The sequence below is a fragment of the Vibrio sp. TRT 21S02 genome (assembly GCF_050113675.1).
GTDB lineage: Bacteria > Pseudomonadota > Gammaproteobacteria > Enterobacterales > Vibrionaceae > Vibrio.
In genome coordinates, this window is the sequence record NZ_JBNJOI010000001.1 from 52,089 (window position 1) to 70,883 (window position 18,795).

Sequence of the window (18,795 nt, forward strand, 5' to 3'; positions counted from 1 at the left end):
ATGTCACTACCAGAACCACTACGTTACACGATAGGACTGATTGACCATATAAGTAAACCCTTGGCGGATATTCAACGCCAGTTTACTGGTATGGCTTCATCCTACCGCGATGGTACTCACACTATGGTGTCGGGTGCTGCTGGCGTAGCTGGTGCTGGTATAGCTTTGCAACAGGCGTTGATGCCAGCGATTGAAATGGACAGAGCATTGAGTGAGGTAAAAGCACTTGGTGTCGCTGATGACTCATTAAGAGCTATCACTCAAACCGCTTTGGAATTTGGTGCAGAGTTTGGACGAAGTTCCGTGGAGGTTATTCAACATGCAGAAGGTGTTCGAAACGCAATGGGTAACTTGCCAGCCGATATGATGGCTAGCGTTACAAAATCCAGCGCGACACTTTCTATGGCAATGAAATCAGACGCGCAGACTACCACGCGTTTTATGAAAAACCTTTACGGGAATTATAAAACGCAAGCGGATGCCATGGGCGTCGATACATGGACTGCACAAATCGCTGGAATGACCGCAACCGCCAAACAGCTATACGGTGTGGAAATGGATGCCATCGAAGGGATGGTAGATGGGATGCACTCTCTCACTTCTACGATGGGGGTGTCTCTTCAAGAACAGTTTGCCGTGTTCGGTATGCTCAAAGGACAAATGAGTGAAGGTGATGCGGTTACACAATACACCAACTTCCTAGAGAATGCCGTTGGTGCTCAAGAAAAATTGGGTGTGTCCCTGACTGATACAACAGGGCAACTTCTACCAATGGAGCAGGTTTTGCAAAACTTAGCACCACTACTAGAAGGGTTGTCTGGTACTCAAGCAAGAACGCTACTTGATGAAGCTGGGCTAGGTGATGGTGCGCTCATGCTTACGAACTTAGTTGGACGTATGGATGAATTTAGCGCAGGTATGGATGCATTGGGGGATGTTAAGGGGCTTGATGCAGCTACCCAGATGGCGGCAGATATGACCGACCAATGGGAACGAATGGAACAAGGTGTCTTTGCAATTCGAGCCGCTTTTGGTACGGCTTTACTACCATCGTTAACGCCAGTGATCTCATCATTAGTTGACGGTGCAGGAGAGCTAATTAGATGGACGAACTTGTTCCCAAATATTACTCGATGGGTTGGTTATTTAACTCTCGGTTTCTTTGGGTTGGTTGCTGTTGGTGGTGTGCTAACCATGCTGACAGGTGCATTCAAAATGCTATGGGCTACGGTCAGCCTTGGAAGTAGCTTGGTTTCGGTTCTCGGCATTGCGGTCACGGGTTTATCTAAAACACTATCGTTTTTAAAGGTTGCAATGTTAGCCGCAAATATCGTTATTGCTGCCAATCCAATCATTCTAATCGTGGGGGCGTGTGTCGCGGCTGGTGCTGCAGTCGTCGGGCTTATGTACTACTGGGATGATCTTAAAGCTAGCTTTGGTGACACAACATGGTTCCAAGTTTTAACCGCAATCACTGCACCTATTCGAGCTTTGTTTGCCGCTATCTATGGTGGTTGGAAATGGGTGACAAGTGGCTTTACTGACTTATCGGGCTTTGATGGTCTATTTGCCATTGTTGACGAAGTGAAAGCCGTGTTTGAAAACTTGTTCGGCTGGATTGGTGAAGGCTTTGACAGCGTGATCAGTTGGATACCAGGTTTCGGTGATGATGAAGCACCAGGTAAAACCATTGGTGCAGTTCAGCAAGCCACGCCAAAAGCGAGAGTTCAACAAGGTGGCGTTGCTCGTCAGATGTCGACTTACAACCAAGGACGTTCGACGAATTACGGCGGCGTAAACATTTATCCAACGTACATGAATAGCCCACAAGACATGGCTAATGAACTAGAGATGGCTGCGCCATGAGTAAAGACTACTTGTATCAAGATTTGCTCATAGAAAACGGTGATGTCGTTTTAGATGCTGGTCGAAATCCAGTGATGATTCAAGACAGAGCCGTGATCGCCCAAGACATTAAACACGCCATTATCGAAAGCGGTTTAGCGGTGGCTTTGATTGGTGAAAAGTCTCGTGATGGTCGCAGTGACATTAAAAAGCAAATAGAGCTCTTAGTTGAAGAAGAGGTTCGCTTGGTACCAGGTACCGTTCGAATGGAAGAGCCAGAGCTAGGCAAAATCTGGATTTTCGCAACAACACGTGACTTTGGCGACATCGAAATAGAGGTTGAAAGCTAATGGCAAATATTCCACAGCCAGATTATGAAGAAATCCTAAAAGAGTCAGGCATACCAACTGATTCAGAGAGCTGGCGCAAGGTGCTCAAAGAAGAGATGGAAAAAGCAGGTAGCGTGATTAATAACGACAGCCGCTTTTCTCCTTTCTGGCGAATGATAGAGCAAGCCGTGATCGTTTCAACTGTTTGGCTGATTGAAAACCTGTTAGTCAAATACGTGCTGCCTAATACGTTTCTAGCCACTGCGTTCGGTGAGTCTTTGAAACTCAAGGCTTGGGAAGTAGACATCGAGCCAAAAGCTAAAACCAAGGCAAAAGGTACCATTGTTTTTCAACGTGCTGCTTTGCAAGGTCCGGCACTCATTATTCCTAAAGATACGTGGGTTCAAACTGAACCGATTAACGGCACCATTTATCGAGTGAAAGTGCTTGAAGACACGACGATGCCAGAGAACGAAACTACCGTTTCAGCAACCGTCGAAGCTGAACACGAAGGTGCAGCTTATAACTTGGGCGGTGGTTACTACCATGTGATCCCCGTTGCCATTTCGGGTATTGCCGCTGCAACCAATGAAGATGAATGGTTGATAGAAGCTGGCGCAGACGATGAAGACGAAGACGAACTTCGCTTGCGTGTGCGTAACCAGTGGAGTGCGGTTGCTAAATGGCACATTGATGCGGCTTACCGTTCATTGCTGATGAAAAAAGCAGGTATTCAAGACGACAATATCTATTTTGAGCATAACGCCCCACGTGGGCCTGGTACTGCAAACGCTCTGATCTTGTTAGATACGGGTAATCCATCACAAGAGCTGATCGACGATTTAAACCACGAAGTGACAACCAGTGGCTTGCATGGTCATGGTGATGATTTGTTGGTGAAAGCGATGCCAGAAACCCAACACGCTATCAGTGTCAAAGTCTGGCCGAAAGCGAAGTTAACAGAGCAAGAGCGTTTGACGTTAAAAGCGGACATCGAAAATGTAGTGAGAGCGGCATTTCGTGAAAACAGTGATTATGAAGTCACGCCGACGAATCCTATTGGTCGCTTTAGCTTTTCACGTCTAGAAGGTGAGCTACATGCCTTGCTTGAGGGCATCGAGTCATTGCAGTTCGAACAAGAAGACATTGTGAGCAGTTTGAAAATTCCTCGCCTGTCTACGCTGACGATAAACATGCAGGAGTAGCTATGCAACTACCACCAATTAAATTCAAGTACTGGATGGGTAGAGGTGAGCTGGCAAAGTTTGCCAACGCACTGCGTAACTACTGGTTAAGAGTGGACGAAGCATTGCGAATGCCACTCAAAAAGCATGACCCACTGACTGCACCAATTGGCATCGTTCGCCTGATGGCTTGGGAACGAGACATCGAGCCGTTAGAACGTGAAGACGAAATGATTTTTCGTATTCGTGTCGCCAACGCTTATTCGTTTGCCCGTCATGGCGGTGAAACAGCCGGCTTTAAAAACATGTTTAGTAAGTTGGGCGTCGATTGGGTAGAAATCCACGAACGTGAAGACCAAGAGCAATGGGACGTTGTCACCATTGAAACCGCTGACAGCGACTTGGCACAAAAGAACTGGCTAATGAATGCCATGATTCGCCAATACGGTCGCACGTGTCGTCGCTACCAGTTCAATGTGACTTATCCGGTAACGTTGAAGATGATTGCTGCAGCGTTTGGTCACCGGTTCAACCTTCATGCTGCAAAAGCCAATGATGAATCCACCGTGGCGGTGCGAGAAAAACGCATCGAACACAATCAACAGATTTTCACCGCGTCAATGACGCGCCTGAACTGACAAAAGTAAAAGGGAGCGTTAACCATGAGCCAAACGGCTATCCCATTAGAGTTTGAACAGTACCTGCAAAACAAAATTTCGTTGAAGCAGCCTACTGATCTCAATGAAATCATTTTTGCGATGATTCCTGATCTTGATTTGTCTCAACCGATTGACCGTACCGTGTCACTGCCGCCATTAGAACAATGGGTGTTTCAACAAGATGTAGACCAAATCGGTAAATCCGGCAGTAATGCGGTTGTTTATTCCGTGGTGATACCAGGTAGCACAGAACCATTCACATTTAACGCTATGTTCCTGCGTGACAAGAACGTGCCGAAAAGCTGCGGTATGGTGGTTTACAAAGCTACCGAAACCAAAGAAACAGGCATGGCGTTAACCAAGTCGATGCTAATGCAGTTTGATGGAGCTGCAGCCGCGGCGAATGTGACAATTGATGCGGCTACCTGGCAAATTGACTACCAAGCCCGATTGAAAGGAATGGACGAAGACCACCGTTTATCTTGCCTAGATAATTATGGTCATACCGCTTTCGTTGATGGTTTTGACGTAACACGCCATGAAGTCGACCAAACCAAATATTTGATAGCACCAGGTGTTGCTTATGTTGGCGGTCTACGCATCCAAAACGCACTTTCGACGGTGCAAACGGTCGATAGCAAACCAATAACTTTATGGGTTGATGTTTACCGTGATGGTACGGCACTTTCTCAGCATGAAAACCTATTCCAAATCGTAGCGACAACTGATGATCTAGTGGATTACACCGATAGCGAGAACCGATCGCATTATGTGGCGAAACTGGCACGAATTGAGGCAGATGGTTCAATAGTGGATTTGCGTGTTGTTTCTCACGATAAAAAGCTGATGGAAAGCATGGTGGGAATGGTTGTTCCATTCCATATGGAAGGTGAGAAAAAAGGCTGGCTTGATGCCAAAGGCGGTGAGTTTTCAAGAGTAGTAGATAAGGTGTTGTGGGAGTATGCGCAAGGCACTGGATTAGTGGTGCCTCAAGCAACCAAAGACGCTGATCCTATGACTCACGCAATGAAGTTTGGTGATGGTGATGGTGCAACAACTTTTACTTTACCAAATCACCATTTAGGACACTTTGTACGTGGTAACCCTACAGGTGTTAGTCATGGTGAAACTCAAGGTGATGCCATTCGAAATATTTCTGGGCAAGTCAGTGGGCGAACTTCTACTTCAGCAGGCAGAATATTTGGGAATGACGCAATCGGAGCTTTTGAAACTGTAGGTTCGTCTGGAAACTATGCATCACCAACAGAAAACGCTTCTGTCCCAAGCGATCGCCTGTCTCAACTAACTTTAAATGCTAGCAACGTCGTGCCAACAGCAAATGAAAACCGCCCATACACCGCAAACCTTTCAATCAAAATTCACCGAGGATGGATGTAATGAAAATAGCGTATCACTACGATTACAAAACCCTCATTTATCAGGGGAAAAGTCAAATTCATAGAGTGGCTGGATATGATGACTATATCTTACCTCAGTTTTCTACTTGGGTAGCTAAACCAGACTTCGATGAAGAAACTGAACAGGCCAAGTTTGATATAAAAAACCAGGAATGGCTTGTTGAATTAAAACCTGTTGAAGTTAAGGCTTACCATAAGAAGACCCACGAGCCTAAAGTGTTTGACGATGCGTCTTTGGTCTCCGATGAATACACGCAAGAAAAACCATTAACGCACTGGGATGAGTGGATTAATGATGCTTGGGTTACTAACGAAAGCAACAAATACATTGCTGAATATGATCAAGTTGATAGTACTCGCCGTGCTGCGTATCGTGAAGTTAGTGATCCGCTGTACATGGAAGCATGGCGCAAAGAGTCTAAAGGCTTGACTGATGAAGCAGCAGCGTTCAGACAACAAGCTGATGCAGCAGTAGAATTAATCCAAGCCGAACACCCTTGGCCGACTCCGCCAGAGGTGGCTTAAATGCTTTCACTCTCAGCAGTTCGAATTCCCCTCAAGGGCTTAAAGGTCACTGCAAGACAACAGCTAGCCGGACAAGATATGTCCGGCAACTCTGCATCGACTGACCAAGCCGAAACGGGAGATAAAGGTAAGGTTCTCGCTGTAACCGGGACTTTGCCATATGACAAAGCCCCAACACTAAACCAACTCTATACACTGGCTGGCGCAAAGCTTGACGGTGCACGAGTGATCTACCGCATCGACAACCGAACTGCTAATGCTCTAAAGGTCAGTCAGGTTAAGTTCCAAGGAACCATTACAGCGCAAGAAGACGCACAGTTGCGCCAGTGGTTAATTAGCTTTGAACTTGTAGAACATATGAGTGTGGCAGAACGAACCGAAAGCAGAGAAGAACCCAAACCTGCAGCACAGCAAAAAGCTGCAGGGGTAGAAACACCAACCACACCACCAACGGCTTCTGCAGAGACTCCACCGGATACCGAAGTGGAAATGACAGGTGTAATGGGGTATCTGCAATCAATCGATAAGGCACTGGCATGAATACACCAGAATTTACGATTCAATGCTATGTTGGCAGTGAGCCAAGAAAAGTCAGCCAACATAGGCTGACATTTTCTGATAATGCGCCAGGTAGAGCAAAGCTAACGATTCAAGGCGAAGCTAACCCAATGCAGCAAGTCGCTATCGAATTGGGTTGGGGTAATAACATTAGGCGCGTGCTGACTGGATTTGTCGAAAGGGTTTCACCAGATAAACCAGGTTACGTTGTTATCTTTTGCAGGGAACTGGCCGCAGCACTTTATCACCCATTGAATGTCATCATGCGACATCCAACGCTTGTTCAGTTGCTTAGTAATATCACTCAACAAACAGGGCTGCAGTTTGTGGTCCCTGATAGAGCTTACGCCAATAGTGCTATCCCTTGTTTCTATTCGACAGGTAATGGCTATCGGGTACTTGATGAGATAGCACAGGCTTTTAGTATTTCTGATTACATCTGGCAGCAGCAAGGGAATGGACAAATCTTTGTAGGAAGTTGGGCTGATAGTTACTGGGCAGACAAGCCAGCGACTATACCTGTCAACATGCTCAATCCACACCAAGCCCAAAAGACGGCAACGGTTCCTTGCACGCCACACTTTAAACCAGGTGTGCTCGTGAATGGTCGTAAGCTTGCCACCGTTGAACATGTTGGAACGGAGACAGTCATAACATGGACGTAAAAACAATTAAGCGTATTGTCTACCGGCTATTCCCAGAACTAACAGGCAACTGGCATTTGCCTCAGCTTGCTAAAGTCGTTGCATTGCCAGAGCTACCGAAAGAGGGTGATTTGTCTGAGCGTTTCTATCCTCACTATGCAGCAGATATTCAGTTGCTTGATAGTAAGTTGGTCGAACGTAAAGATGTGCCGGTCATGCAAGCAGTACCTTTACCAGTACCAGGTATTGGTGAACAAGCTGGACGACTGGAACCGCCAGCGATTGGTGCAATAGTTGAAATTGGTTTTGCTAATGGTGAACCAGACAAGCCATTCATTCGAACGGTATTGGGGCTGGGTTGGAAGCTACCAGCAATCAAAGCTGGTGAAAGTCGATACCAACAAAGACCAGGTGTTTACCACCACGTTGACCAATCTGGTAACTTTCGCAGCATCACCGACAAACTGGCGCAACTGCACTGTAAGTTAAGAGAAGTTCGTGCCAGCACTGAACAAGATTACCGTTCACCTAAAACGTGGCTAGGCTCAGAAAGTGAGAACGTACTCAACTTGTTAGGTGAGTTGATGCAGGTAGTAACCGACCTATCCGATACATGTGCGGCACATACTCACAAGAGCCCAGAGACGCAAGCACCAACAAGCCCCCCAATTCAAGCGAAAGCGTTTACCGGACACGGTGAAAGTAGTACTGGACTAAAAGACAGACTTACTCCTATCACTAAATCCTAACCCTAAGCACTCCACAACAATACGCAGCCAATCGGCTGCGTTTCTTTTTGTCTAAACGTTAGCGAACTCTCACGGGCATAACAGCAGTCAGATAGCCACGAAAGCGAACGATTGGGTGACGTAAAACGCACTCCCCCTCCCCACCTGCGATGTTTTCGTGTGGCAGTTTATTGAAATTCAATTTTGGTGAAATTTAACGGGGCTAAATCAGCCTCTGAGAAGAGTTAAAGCCTTATGGATAGCGGAACGGGGCAGAATTTCAGGGCGTCTTAAAACGCTGCATATTGCGTTATACAAAATTTCTACAAATGAAATTAATTGATCAGTTTTGCAAAAATGAAGATCAGGAAGTTGGTGTGTGTTTGGTTTAAGTTGTTGAATTTAAAAGGGGGATACTTTTTTCGTGTGTTTTTTAATGATCTGCCGTGTGAAAAATAGGATCGTGTTTGTTTGTATTGAAGCCAGTAATGGCAAGGGGTGAGGCGTGTTTTTACACTTGTTTGGTTTTTTCAATATTGATCTGGTGCTGTGGTGTTGAAATTCCGTATTATCAGTGAAAAGCGACAACCACGAAAAACGGCATTTTATCGGTAAGACCATTGCGCAAAACAATCCTTATTGAGACCATCGAGTTTGAAAGTAGACAAAGTGCCGAAAAGTCATGGTGTGGACATTTTTGGGACAAATTCAACGTGGTGAGTCTTTATCTAATTGTTTTAATTGAATTAAATATTTAGCGCGCAATAAGACCACATCTTAAACCATCCTAATCGCGCATAAAGTAGAAAATAAAGAAAAAGGCACTCAAATGAGTGCCTTTCGATTTTTACGCTTCTAACTGTTCATAGAAGGTAATTTGAGGTTCTTGTTCTAGAACCCCTTCCAGATTGTCCAGCAAGGCAAGGAAATGGACTTCTTTACAATGGGCGTCGAACGCTGCCTGATCAGCAAATTGCTCTTGAAAGAGAAATTTACGACTGTCTGCTTTGTCCTGAAAAAGACAATAACGAACACACCCAGTTTCATTGCGTGTTGGCACTAACATTGCGGTTAGCAGCTGATGCAAAGTATTTTCCTGTCCGGCTTTAGCATAAAAATGTGCGGTTAAATGGATCATTGTGTTTGCTCTTATGATTATTAGATAAAACGTCCGGCACGTTGAATGAATTCAATCTTGTAGCCGTCGGGATCCGTAATAAAGAAGAAAGTCGCTAGAGGTTGCTCATTGTGATTGAAGGTTTTTATTTCTGACGCTTCAATCCCCAGATCAGTCAGGCGCTTATGTGCCTCAGCAATCTTCTCTACGCTGACGGCTAAATGACCGTAAGCATTGCCGTGGACATAAGGCTCTGACTGATCGTGGTTATAAGTGAGCTCCAGCTCAAAACCGGTTTCACGATTAGCGAGGTAAGTCAGTGTAAAGTCGCTGAATTCAAATTGATCTGCCACTTCCAGTTCTAGAGCGTTGCGGTAAAAATCGATAGAAGCTTGCAGATCGCTCACTCTTATCATGCTGTGAATCAGTTTTGTCATGGTCTCTCCTCATTAGGAGGGAGTAGCATAATAACAGCGGATTACTTAGTGGTAGTACGTGAGTACGACAGGCGATATTAATTGAATTATGAGTTGATTTGTTCGTTGGCTATCTCAATCGTACTTTGAGGTTGGCGAGCATAAATTAGGCAGGCGCAGCGAAGCAAAGAGGCAAAATTGCTGACTTCGCCGTTATGCTCTAATGCTTCTTTGTACACAGTAGAGATAAAGCGAGGAACCGTTAATCCTTGCTGCTGCGCAATTTCTTCCAGCAATTGCCAAAAGCTGGTTTCAAGTTTAACGCTAGTTGCATGGCCATCGATACGGATAGAACGGGTGATGAATTGGTAATTTTCTCTTGGCTGATGCGCAAATATCTCACACATGACATTATCTCGATACTTGGAAAGCTATTTATCCTGTCGTTTCTTTTAGCAAGAGTCAAATAAACAGTGATACTTAAAAGCTGGTCTTCATGTTGAATATCTGATTTACCATGATATGAGCAACAAAAAAGCGCCCCGAAGAGCGCTGACTCAAAGGGTGAGTAAGCCTGAAACTTATTGCAGCTGTTGTTTAATAAATTCACCTAGTTGCGAGTGATGCATGATTTTAGAGACTGGCAAAATGGTTTTTGCAGGTCCCCACGCAAAGACATTTACAGGGGTATGAGTATGTGTGCCTGTTCCCCAACAATGTTTTGTGCAGTCGCTTGCTCACGCGCCAGTAGATTACCGCGATCGTTATATGGGAAAAAGGCATCAAAATCATTGATGGCGGGGATATTCTCTTCAGCCAGGTATTTATGCCCCGCTAGACGGTAAGGGTTTGGTTTGCTCTTTAGCACATTTTCAGCCTGCTTTTCGGTGATTGGAAAGGCACTACTGTTATTGACAATATCGGCGAATTTTTTGGCTGTTTGCTGGGATTTTTCAAGCTTTTGAAATTCACTGATCATGCCGTAATAGCTCTGTTTTTGGTTGTATAGCCCGTCGAGGATATTGAATTGGCCGAAGTTAAAATTAGGAGCGTAATCGCGCTGGCTAAATGCTTGTCCAGAGCGCTTTTCAGGCTTGGGTAGGTTGTCGGAAGAGTAACTAAAGCCAAATGAGCCCGTTTCATGGTCGGCGGTGACAATGATTAAGGTGTCATCTCTGCCTTTTGCCCAGTCGTAAACCGAACCGATGGTTTCATCGAACTTAATCATCTCATGCAACATGGTACCAGCGTCATTGCTGTGACCAGCCCAGTCGATTTGTCCGCCCTCAACCATTAAGAAAAAGCCGTTTTTGTTTTTTGATAATACATTGAGCGCTTTGACGGTCATCTCTTTTAAGGTTGGCTCAGTGCGGTTTGGAGCGTTTTTGGACTGGCTGTAGGCGATACCATCTTTCATACCCGAGTATGCAAATAGACCAAGGAGCTTGTTTCCTTGTGCTTGCTCTAGCATGGTTTTATTAAATGCTAAGCTGTAGCCATCCTCGCTCGCTTCAGCTAACAAGTTACGCTCATCTTTACGCTTAGACTTAAGGTACACATCGCCTTGCGTTAGCTGCTCGAGGTTTTTGTATGTCTCACCTTTGTCATTGGTAGATTTTGGGATCCAATGACGCAGACCACCAGATAGCATGACATCAACACCCGTTGCTAACATATCTTCTGCGATTTTATTCTCAAGCGAGCGATGTGGCTGGTGGGCGGCAAATGCTGCCGGGGTTGCGTGGGTTAGGCGTGTATCTGAGACTAAACCGGTCGCTTTACCTAAGCGTTTCGCTTTCTCTAGCACCGTTTCAACATTGTTACCTTGAGCATCGATACCAATCACTTCAGATGCGGTGTAAATACCAGTTGCAAGCATGGTGGCAGAGCAGGCGGAGTCAACAACTATCGCATCTTCCGGATGCGTTAAGGAGGAGCCGATAACACCTTGCTCTGCTAATTTAAATAAAGCTGTGGTATCACCTTTGTATATCGAATGTGGAGCATTGTTGGCGTAGGTTTCTAATAAACCAACTTGTTGTGGTCCCATGCCGTCACCAATCATCAAAATGACATTTTTGATTTCGGCAGAAAGCGCATTGAAAGAGAGCGTCGTTGTTGCCACTGCTACAACGAGAGGTTTAATTAACTGCTTCATTGTTATATTCCTTCGTTCAAAAAGCCGCGCCAGTTAATCACCACTCAATGACAGTTTTGTTGCAATCATAAAAGCTTCACGAACTCGAAACGCAAGTGACATAAAAAAAGCCCACCGAGGTGGGCTTTGGTCTTAGGAAGGAGTATGAACAATGGCTAATTTGTCGCAGCAACAGCAACCGCCTGATTGAACTCTTGCCTTGCAAGTTGCGCTTGCTCTGAAGCTGTTAGCTTATTTTCTTGCGCCCTGTTGACGTCATCCAGAGCTTGCTGGAGTGCATCTTGAAGTTCTTGTGGTAAGTGGTGATCTTGGAACGCCTCTTCACCGAAGTGTTCAAGGGCAAAAGCACGGATACGTTTCTTCACTTTCATAACTTGAGAAAGTGCTTCGCGCTCTTGTTCTGCTGCTTCTTGGGCCAGATCACGACTCTTTTCAAACCTTGCCAATGCTATACCTTCTAATGACCAAGGGTCCATTTCTGGTAGTTCTTCGATATTGATGGTTGGTTCGACGTAGTCTTCTTGATGGCGAAGATCGAGAGTAGTGGCTCTGACGGCTGAAATCATCAGCATGACTGAGATGCCAAGCAATGGCAGACCGCCCACAATCGCAGCGGTTTGCAAAGTGCTTAAGCCGCCAAGAAACATGAGCACCGTTGGCAGGAAGGAGAGGGTAAACGCCCAGAACATACGGTTCCAGCGCATCGGTTCTTCTGTCACGTTGTTCTGTACTACAGAAGCAAGAATGTAAGAAATTGAATCAAATGTTGTTGCAGTAAATATGACACACAGTAGTGTGAAAACGGCGATAATCATTGTGCCCATCGGTAATTCAGCAAGCATTGAGAAGATGGCTTTGGTGGCTCCTTCGGTATTAAGAATATTGACCACGTCAAGCTCACCAGAGAGCTGCAGTGATAGGCCGTAGTTCCCCAAGATCATAAAAAATAGGAAACAACCTAAAGAGCCGAAAAAGATTGAGCCAGAGACCATTTGTTTGATCGTGCGACCGCGGGAAATACGTGCAACAAATAAGCCCATGCTAGGGGCAAAAACCAACCACCATGCCCAGTAGAAAATAGTCCAATCTTGTGGGAAATGGGTATTTTCAAATGAACCATAACCACCAAATGGCTCTGCCCAAGTCGCCATAACGAAGAAGTTAGATAACATTCGACCAATGGAGTCTAACCCCGTTTCGAGCATGAAAATGGTAGGGCCAGCGCAAAGAACAAAGGCAAGTAACCCCATCGCACCCCAGAAGTTTATGTTACTCAAGATCTTAATGCCTTTTTCAAGGCCAGCGTATGAGGAGTAAGCAAATATCGCGGTGCAGACAAGCAGCACGGCCACTTGGCTTAACGTACTTTGAGGAATACCGAATAGGAAATTTAGTCCTTCGCCAATAAGTGGAGCTGCCAAGCCTAATGTTGTTGCAGCGCCACCTAGTAAACCAAAAATAAACAGTACATCAACGATCTTACCTGCGACTCCTTTGGTGCGTTCTTCGCCGATAACTGGCATTAACGCACTGGAAACTTTAAGTACGGGCTGCTTGCGCACATAAAAGAAATAGGCAATTGGCAGCGCGGGAATGAGGTAGATCGCCCAAGCAATGGGGCCCCAATGAAAAATACCGTAAGTGGCTGCCCAGCGTACGGCTTCTTCACTGCCGGGTTCGAGCTGAAAAGGTGGTGATTGGTAGTAGTATGCCCACTCAATACAGCCCCAATATAAGATACTGGCTCCAATACCACCGCAAAATAACATCGCGGCCCATGATGCTGTGGCAAACTCTGGCTTTTCGTCAGCATCGCCGAGCTTAATTTGTCCCATGTCACTGAACACGACATAAATCATAAAAAAGAACGCGCCCAAACCAAGCGCAAGGTAAAGAAAACCGAGTTTGTCGGTCATAAAAGTTTTGGCGAGTGCTATCCAGTCGGCACCTTGCTGGGGAAAAAGGATCAACGGAAAAACGATGACCAGCAATAAGCCGATAGCACCAAAAAAGGTCGGTTTATCAATTAACGAAAAAGAACTCTTCACGGTATTCGTCCATAAATGTAGATGTATGGATTATGAAGTGACCGTGAATGAATCAACAAACAGAGTGTCTTATCGTTATCATAAAAATAATTAGCGCAGTCTCTGAAATAACCTAAGCCTGACTGTGACGAAGTGTCACCGTCAGATCAAGGCCAGTAAAATACCTCCTACGGTTGCCGCAGCGGAAAGGTATTGCCCCGCAGAATAAGAGCCATCTTCCTCTTCTTCAATTTTATCCGGGTGATCCATTCCTAATGCGCCATGAGCAAAAGATTCCACCTTATCTCCGACAGATTTCTCTTTGCCCTCTGCAATTTTGTTTTCTTTTTCAATATCTTGTAAAGCGGCAAGCAGAGCCTTACCTTCAGCTGAAAGGGTGACTTTGTTTTGCTCTACCTTCAGTGGTGCAGCTCCATTATCTGCAACCGCAGAGTTTGCTTGAGGCTTTACCTGTTGGGCAGGTGTCAGCGAGGCTGGCCCCATTCCTACTGGTGTCATAGTTTTCTCCTTACAACATCCTCAATCACTGTATCGACCAACGAATGAAAAACTTGCGCAATTTATTCGCACTTTATGTTGGATTTATTCAAGCAAAAATTACGCCTGATTTATGTCGGTAGATTCTTACATTGAAAGAAAAAGTTACTATTTGCAGCTAAGGTCATCATTCCTATGACTTAAATTTTGAAAAGCTTTGATCCGATTCTCGTCCTTTATGAAGCGAGCCGGAGGGTCGAGTACCCACAACAAATAATCTTTCGCAATGTTATCGGTGATATTTGCTTCGGCATTTTGCGTGCCAATAGGTGTAATCACAGCAATATTCAAATCTGGGTTGCGCTTCAGCAACGAAGTTTTGAGTCCTAATCCCTTTTGTACATGAAACTTACCGGCAATATGCAAAATGGTTTTGTTTGGGTGCGCCGCTAAATACTGAGTCATGCTTTCGGCCATGGTTTCATCCCAGCTCATTTGGGCCGCGAACATGCGTTCGGTTTGGTCACTGATGCCATGATGCATCGAAGACATAAATTGACGTTTGTAGGCAGAATCTTGTGTATCGATGTTTTGAGCAATGAGCTGACGTTGTTGTTGTGAAAGAGTCTCGACATAAGGTATCCCTAAGCGGCCAATACAGCGAACAATGTGTTTAGGTGCATTGGCTGCAATCACGTTAAGATTGTTGTGTTTTGCATACTCCATCAACGGGCGGTAATCACTTTCATAATTTGGCCAAGCGTTACCTTCTGTGATTAAGGGTTGCTCTCCAATTTCGCCAGCTAAGTACTGATCAACAATGGGCTGAGCATCACGAGAAAACTGTTCCATGGATAAGGTGACAGGAATGCCTTGTTCATTCAATTGACGCAGTATGTCAGTTTGAAAACGATGTATAGCCGAGTGAGTATGCCACTCGCCAACCAAAATAATGTCGGCAGTGAGAAGCTCAGAAGGTAATTTCGCCAAACTAATGGGTTGGCCTTCAGGAGATGTGAAATGATAGTCGTAAAACGTGCTAACGGATGACGCGGTTGTAGTAACACAAGCCGACAATAAAGCGCTTAAAGCGAAGGGAAATAGTATAGGACGCATGAAAGCCTCCTTGGTTGGAGAGTCAGAAGTATGAGGTTGAGAGTAGCAGTTCACGGCGTAAAACGGAAAGTGCAAACCTGATAATGGCCCACAGGTAAGCACTTTCTATTCAGTTTAGGCGTGGCCTAATAGGCGAAAGTTCCAATTTTCGACGTCACCAGTCTCTAACCGTCGTTTGACTTTCTCCATCCAGCTATTTGAAAGGCGTTCTTGTTGCTGTAGCTTGAGCAAGCCTGAGCGTTCAAGTGGTGTTGTGAAAAAGCAATCACAAACTTCACGGATCGTCATCGCATTTTCGACACGCTCAACCAGTATTAATGGGTTGTTCACACTAACTAATCCGGGTTGAATAACACGAAAGAGCCAGCCGCAGCGGCTAATGTCTTGCATATCCACAGAAAACTGTTCAACTCCCCAGCGCTTACTTAGTTTATAGCAAGGTGAACGAGGTTGGCTGACTTCAATGACCGCTTCACCCCATTGGTAACGGTCACCCAAATAAACCGTTTCTTCAGTCATCCCCTCAGTACTGATGTTTTCTCCCATGCCAGGTGCTTGCCAGATATATTCAGAACGGTACTTTTGTTGCCAATAAGCGTAGTGTTCAACGGGATACTGATGGAGTGCTCGTTCGGGACCACCATGGTGTTTGTGATCGGCACATTGATCACCTTCTAAGCCTGTCATTGAAAGGTATAGTGCTTGTTCAACCGGACGTTTTGCTATCGCAGTTTCCATACCAAACTGCTGTTTTACTTGCCCAACAAAAACGCCTAATAGCGTTGTCTGATGATTCACCATCTCCCTCCATTTCGTCGTGAGTGGTTATTGCTTGCGGTAGACTCTCAGCATAAAGTCTGTTTCGCACTCAAACAAGTCAGGTCGTTTTAACTGTTCGCGTAACTCATCGGTGGCTTTCCAGGCAAATGGGGTCATTTGCAATAAATCGAACGCATCCCCATCTTTAAGTTGCATGACATAGCTCAGTTTCTCTTCATGTTCTAAAACAAAACCATCAATGGATTCAGGCTGTTCATCGTGTAGACGAACGTCTTGATAAATGTGCTCACGTAACTGATACAGGTGACGGCCAGCAGGCGAAACGGTGATCACCACACCATTGTTTCTAACGCAACGGTGAAGTTCTTCTGCCTTACATGGGGCATAGATGCGTAAGATGGCATCAAGTGATTGATCTTCAAACGGTAAGCGATGACTTGATGCGACGCTAAAGTGGCAAGAAGGGTAACGTTTTGCCGCATAACGAATGGCAACTTTGGAAATATCGAGACCATAGGTCATCGACTGTTCGCTTTTTGTGGTTAATACGCGAGCGACTTCGTCGGTGTAATAACCTTCACCACAACCAATGTCTAACAGTGTGTGTGATGTGCCTTCGAGATATTGAGCGCATATTTGAGCTACGCGCTCTCGCATAGTGTGGTAGTGGTTACGCTCAAGGAATCGACGTCTTGCTTGCATCATTTCTTTATTGTCACCTGGATCTTTTGAACGTTTGTGATGTGCTGGCATCAGGTTGACGTAACCTTCTTTCGCCAAATCAAAATGATGGTTATTGTCACATTGAAACGTTTTGTCTGACTGACGAAGCGCTTGGTGGCAAAGTGGGCACTGGTAACTCATATCGATCTCAGGGTGCAGAAATGGGGGCAAAATTTTAGCAGGAAGATAAGAGTCGATCTATAAGGTTATACTTTATGGAACTCTGGTTGGTATTTTATGCTTACCCAATTGAATTAGCAGCAATATGGTGAATTCATGTTGTTTGGTAAGCGTTGTGTAAATTGAATAAAAAACAGGCAGAAAAAACGCTCATAAGCAAACGATTTGCTATCTTTAGTTATTCTTAAGTGTAACTCCAAAGCATTAATTAACATTAAATAAGGATTAGTAATATTTTTAAAAGTCATCCTTTTCCTACGAGAAGTGGAATCTCTGTCACTATAATTGACGTTTAGCTGACGTTTATGACCCTTGCTTAACACGTCAACATTAAAAAAAGTGATAATAGCATTAAATATTTGCATGTAGTTAGATTTGACCACAACCAGATCAACGACTTTTGGTTCCGTTGGCTTAGATTGAGAGCGCTTAATGAGTGAAAAGAGACACTTTAGTCTTAAATTCGTATTTCTTGTCCCAGCCTTGTTATCTCTTATCGTTTTGGCGTTGACAGTAAAAAACTACTACGATGCTGTAAATCGCGATATTGATGATGAGTACGCACGCATTACTCGATCGCTAGAACGTTCGACCAAAATTCTGACTGCTTTAGATTACAGTTTCAGTAATTATCACAAAGCGGGCTCGGATATGATGTTAGAGCACAATAGCCGAGTGAATAATGATTTATGTCAGATGTGGCCAATTGATGCGCTTCTTTTAAGTGACGGTGCACATCTGGATCTGCCACAAGTCGATCTAAGTTATATGGTGGTTGGCAATGCAAACCTATGTACGCCAGCTAGTGCGCTATATCAACGTGTAACACAGCAAATTTCTTTAGCTCCAATACTCTCTTTTTTGCACGATGTGGATAGCTTTATTTATGGTATTCACTACGTGGATACTGAGGGATATATTATCTCTTCTCCGGATACACTTGCCCGCAACATATCGTTAGAACTACTCAATACAATTAAAGCACGTCCATATTGGCAACAAACGGCTCAACATCGTGACCAAGTTACGATGACAGGCCCTGGAAGAGCGCTCATTGTGGATAAGGTGATCATGAGCCTTTCAATGTCGGTATATCGTGACTCTTTGCTACAAGGCATGATTTCACTCGATTTAGTGTTGCCGAAACTGATTGCGAATGAAGGCAAACTTGCAAACGAGATCCGCTTAATTGACTTGAATGCAGAGTCTATTCCTAAAAATAGTGTTCGATTTGAGCCTATCACCATCGATGGTGTGATGTCGTCTCATGCGCTTTTGTACCAATTAGACTGGGAAAATGAGATCGGAAACTTTTTTGTTTTTGAAAGATACAGTTTAGTGGTTGCAGGGTTTATTTATGTGCTTTCAGTGATTGTATTGGCTTATGTCAATGGCCATGCAGAGCGTGTTTATTTGAAAGACTTGGCTGCCAAGGATCCGATGACGGGGCTTCTCAACCGTCGAGGTATGGAAGAGTTTTTAAGTAATACGATCCATAAAGATAATGTCATGCTTGCTGTTTTTGATATCGATAACTTTAAGTCGATTAACGATACCTATGGCCACGATGTTGGTGATAACGTGATTTGTTACATGGCGGATCAAATCGAATGCAACATTCGCGACTGTGACGCAGCGGCGCGCTTTGGTGGTGAAGAATTTGTGATTTACCTGACATGTAGCAACGTCCAAAAAATGCACAGAATCATCGAACGCATTAAGAATGAAATATGCCAACACTCATATAAAGTTGTGGAAGGTGGGTTTACGGTTTCTGGTGGCGTCGACGTTGTTAAAAACGGTAACTGCGACTTCGAAGGCATGTTCAAAGCCGCAGACAATAAACTCTATCAGGCAAAAGAGACCGGTAAGGACAAGTTAGTTTTTTAG

Annotated in this window: 18 protein-coding genes and 1 pseudogene; 10 read left to right on the plus strand and 9 right to left on the minus strand. The window is 44.8% G+C overall.

The window, feature by feature from the left end:
* From ACQEXU_RS00340 to ACQEXU_RS00380, 9 genes are read left to right on the plus strand one after another with little or no spacing between them, the layout of a single operon-like run.
* Positions 1-1,866, plus strand: coding sequence for a phage tail tape measure protein (locus ACQEXU_RS00340; RefSeq protein ID WP_427009227.1), 1,866 nt, complete (start codon positions 1-3; stop codon positions 1,864-1,866).
* Entirely contained in the window at positions 1,863-2,195 is a 333-nt protein-coding gene (locus tag ACQEXU_RS00345) for a DUF2590 family protein (RefSeq protein ID WP_031844067.1), read from the plus strand. Before ACQEXU_RS00340 ends, ACQEXU_RS00345 begins: the two co-directional genes overlap by 4 nt.
* Positions 2,195-3,379, plus strand: coding sequence for a baseplate J/gp47 family protein (locus ACQEXU_RS00350; RefSeq protein ID WP_427009228.1), 1,185 nt, complete (start codon positions 2,195-2,197; stop codon positions 3,377-3,379). The genes ACQEXU_RS00345 and ACQEXU_RS00350 overlap by 1 nt, the downstream gene beginning before the upstream one ends.
* A gap of 2 nt (positions 3,380-3,381) precedes the next feature.
* Positions 3,382-3,996 (plus strand): phage tail protein, encoded by a 615-nt coding sequence (locus ACQEXU_RS00355; protein WP_427009229.1) that lies wholly within the window; start codon positions 3,382-3,384, stop codon positions 3,994-3,996.
* 24 nt (positions 3,997-4,020) lie between these two features.
* Positions 4,021-5,415 (plus strand): phage tail protein, encoded by a 1,395-nt coding sequence (locus tag ACQEXU_RS00360; RefSeq protein ID WP_427009230.1) that lies wholly within the window; start codon positions 4,021-4,023, stop codon positions 5,413-5,415.
* Positions 5,415-5,960, plus strand: coding sequence for a hypothetical protein (locus ACQEXU_RS00365; protein ID WP_427009231.1), 546 nt, complete (start codon positions 5,415-5,417; stop codon positions 5,958-5,960). Before ACQEXU_RS00360 ends, ACQEXU_RS00365 begins: the two co-directional genes overlap by 1 nt.
* The gene (locus ACQEXU_RS00370) at positions 5,961-6,500 is read left to right on the plus strand and encodes an adenine glycosylase (protein ID WP_427009232.1); all 540 of its coding nucleotides are present in this window, start codon (positions 5,961-5,963) and stop codon (positions 6,498-6,500) included.
* Entirely contained in the window at positions 6,497-7,183 is a 687-nt protein-coding gene (locus ACQEXU_RS00375; protein WP_427009233.1) for a hypothetical protein, read from the plus strand. Before ACQEXU_RS00370 ends, ACQEXU_RS00375 begins: the two co-directional genes overlap by 4 nt.
* A complete protein-coding gene (locus tag ACQEXU_RS00380; protein WP_427009234.1) occupies positions 7,174-7,911 on the plus strand; it encodes a hypothetical protein in 738 nt (245 codons plus the stop codon). The genes ACQEXU_RS00375 and ACQEXU_RS00380 overlap by 10 nt, the downstream gene beginning before the upstream one ends.
* Positions 7,912-8,737: 826 nt before the next feature.
* Here the strand turns inward: ACQEXU_RS00380 and ACQEXU_RS00385 are convergent.
* The 9 genes and pseudogenes from ACQEXU_RS00385 to rlmA form a co-directional block, all read right to left on the minus strand.
* The gene (locus ACQEXU_RS00385; protein WP_427009235.1) at positions 8,738-9,028 is read right to left on the minus strand and encodes a putative quinol monooxygenase; all 291 of its coding nucleotides are present in this window, start codon (positions 9,026-9,028) and stop codon (positions 8,738-8,740) included.
* A 20-nt stretch (positions 9,029-9,048) separates the two neighbouring features.
* A complete protein-coding gene (locus tag ACQEXU_RS00390) occupies positions 9,049-9,444 on the minus strand; it encodes a VOC family protein (RefSeq protein WP_367986861.1) in 396 nt (131 codons plus the stop codon).
* An 86-nt stretch (positions 9,445-9,530) separates the two neighbouring features.
* On the minus strand, positions 9,531-9,830 hold the full coding sequence (locus ACQEXU_RS00395) for a ribbon-helix-helix domain-containing protein (RefSeq protein WP_367986860.1): 300 nt from the start codon (positions 9,828-9,830) through the stop codon (positions 9,531-9,533).
* Between the two features lie 174 nt (positions 9,831-10,004).
* Positions 10,005-11,581 (minus strand): annotated as a pseudogene (locus tag ACQEXU_RS00400) (alkaline phosphatase).
* A 155-nt stretch (positions 11,582-11,736) separates the two neighbouring features.
* Positions 11,737-13,629 carry a BCCT family transporter gene (locus tag ACQEXU_RS00405; RefSeq protein WP_427009236.1) on the minus strand — a complete coding sequence of 631 codons (1,893 nt, stop codon included), beginning with the start codon at positions 13,627-13,629 and terminating at the stop codon, positions 11,737-11,739.
* 141 nt (positions 13,630-13,770) lie between these two features.
* On the minus strand, positions 13,771-14,127 hold the full coding sequence (locus ACQEXU_RS00410; protein WP_427009237.1) for a hypothetical protein: 357 nt from the start codon (positions 14,125-14,127) through the stop codon (positions 13,771-13,773).
* A gap of 147 nt (positions 14,128-14,274) precedes the next feature.
* The gene (locus tag ACQEXU_RS00415; protein ID WP_427009238.1) at positions 14,275-15,222 is read right to left on the minus strand and encodes a ChaN family lipoprotein; all 948 of its coding nucleotides are present in this window, start codon (positions 15,220-15,222) and stop codon (positions 14,275-14,277) included.
* Positions 15,223-15,336: 114 nt separating this feature from the next.
* Positions 15,337-16,023 (minus strand): MOSC domain-containing protein, encoded by a 687-nt coding sequence (locus tag ACQEXU_RS00420; RefSeq protein ID WP_427009239.1) that lies wholly within the window; start codon positions 16,021-16,023, stop codon positions 15,337-15,339.
* A 24-nt stretch (positions 16,024-16,047) separates the two neighbouring features.
* Positions 16,048-16,866: a 23S rRNA (guanine(745)-N(1))-methyltransferase gene (gene rlmA / locus ACQEXU_RS00425; protein ID WP_427009240.1), complete on the minus strand. Its 819-nt coding sequence runs from the start codon at positions 16,864-16,866 to the stop codon at positions 16,048-16,050.
* A 471-nt stretch (positions 16,867-17,337) separates the two neighbouring features.
* Here rlmA and ACQEXU_RS00430 point away from each other — a divergent pair, with 471 nt between their 5' ends.
* Positions 17,338-18,795 carry a GGDEF domain-containing protein gene (locus ACQEXU_RS00430; RefSeq protein ID WP_427009241.1) on the plus strand — a complete coding sequence of 486 codons (1,458 nt, stop codon included), beginning with the start codon at positions 17,338-17,340 and terminating at the stop codon, positions 18,793-18,795.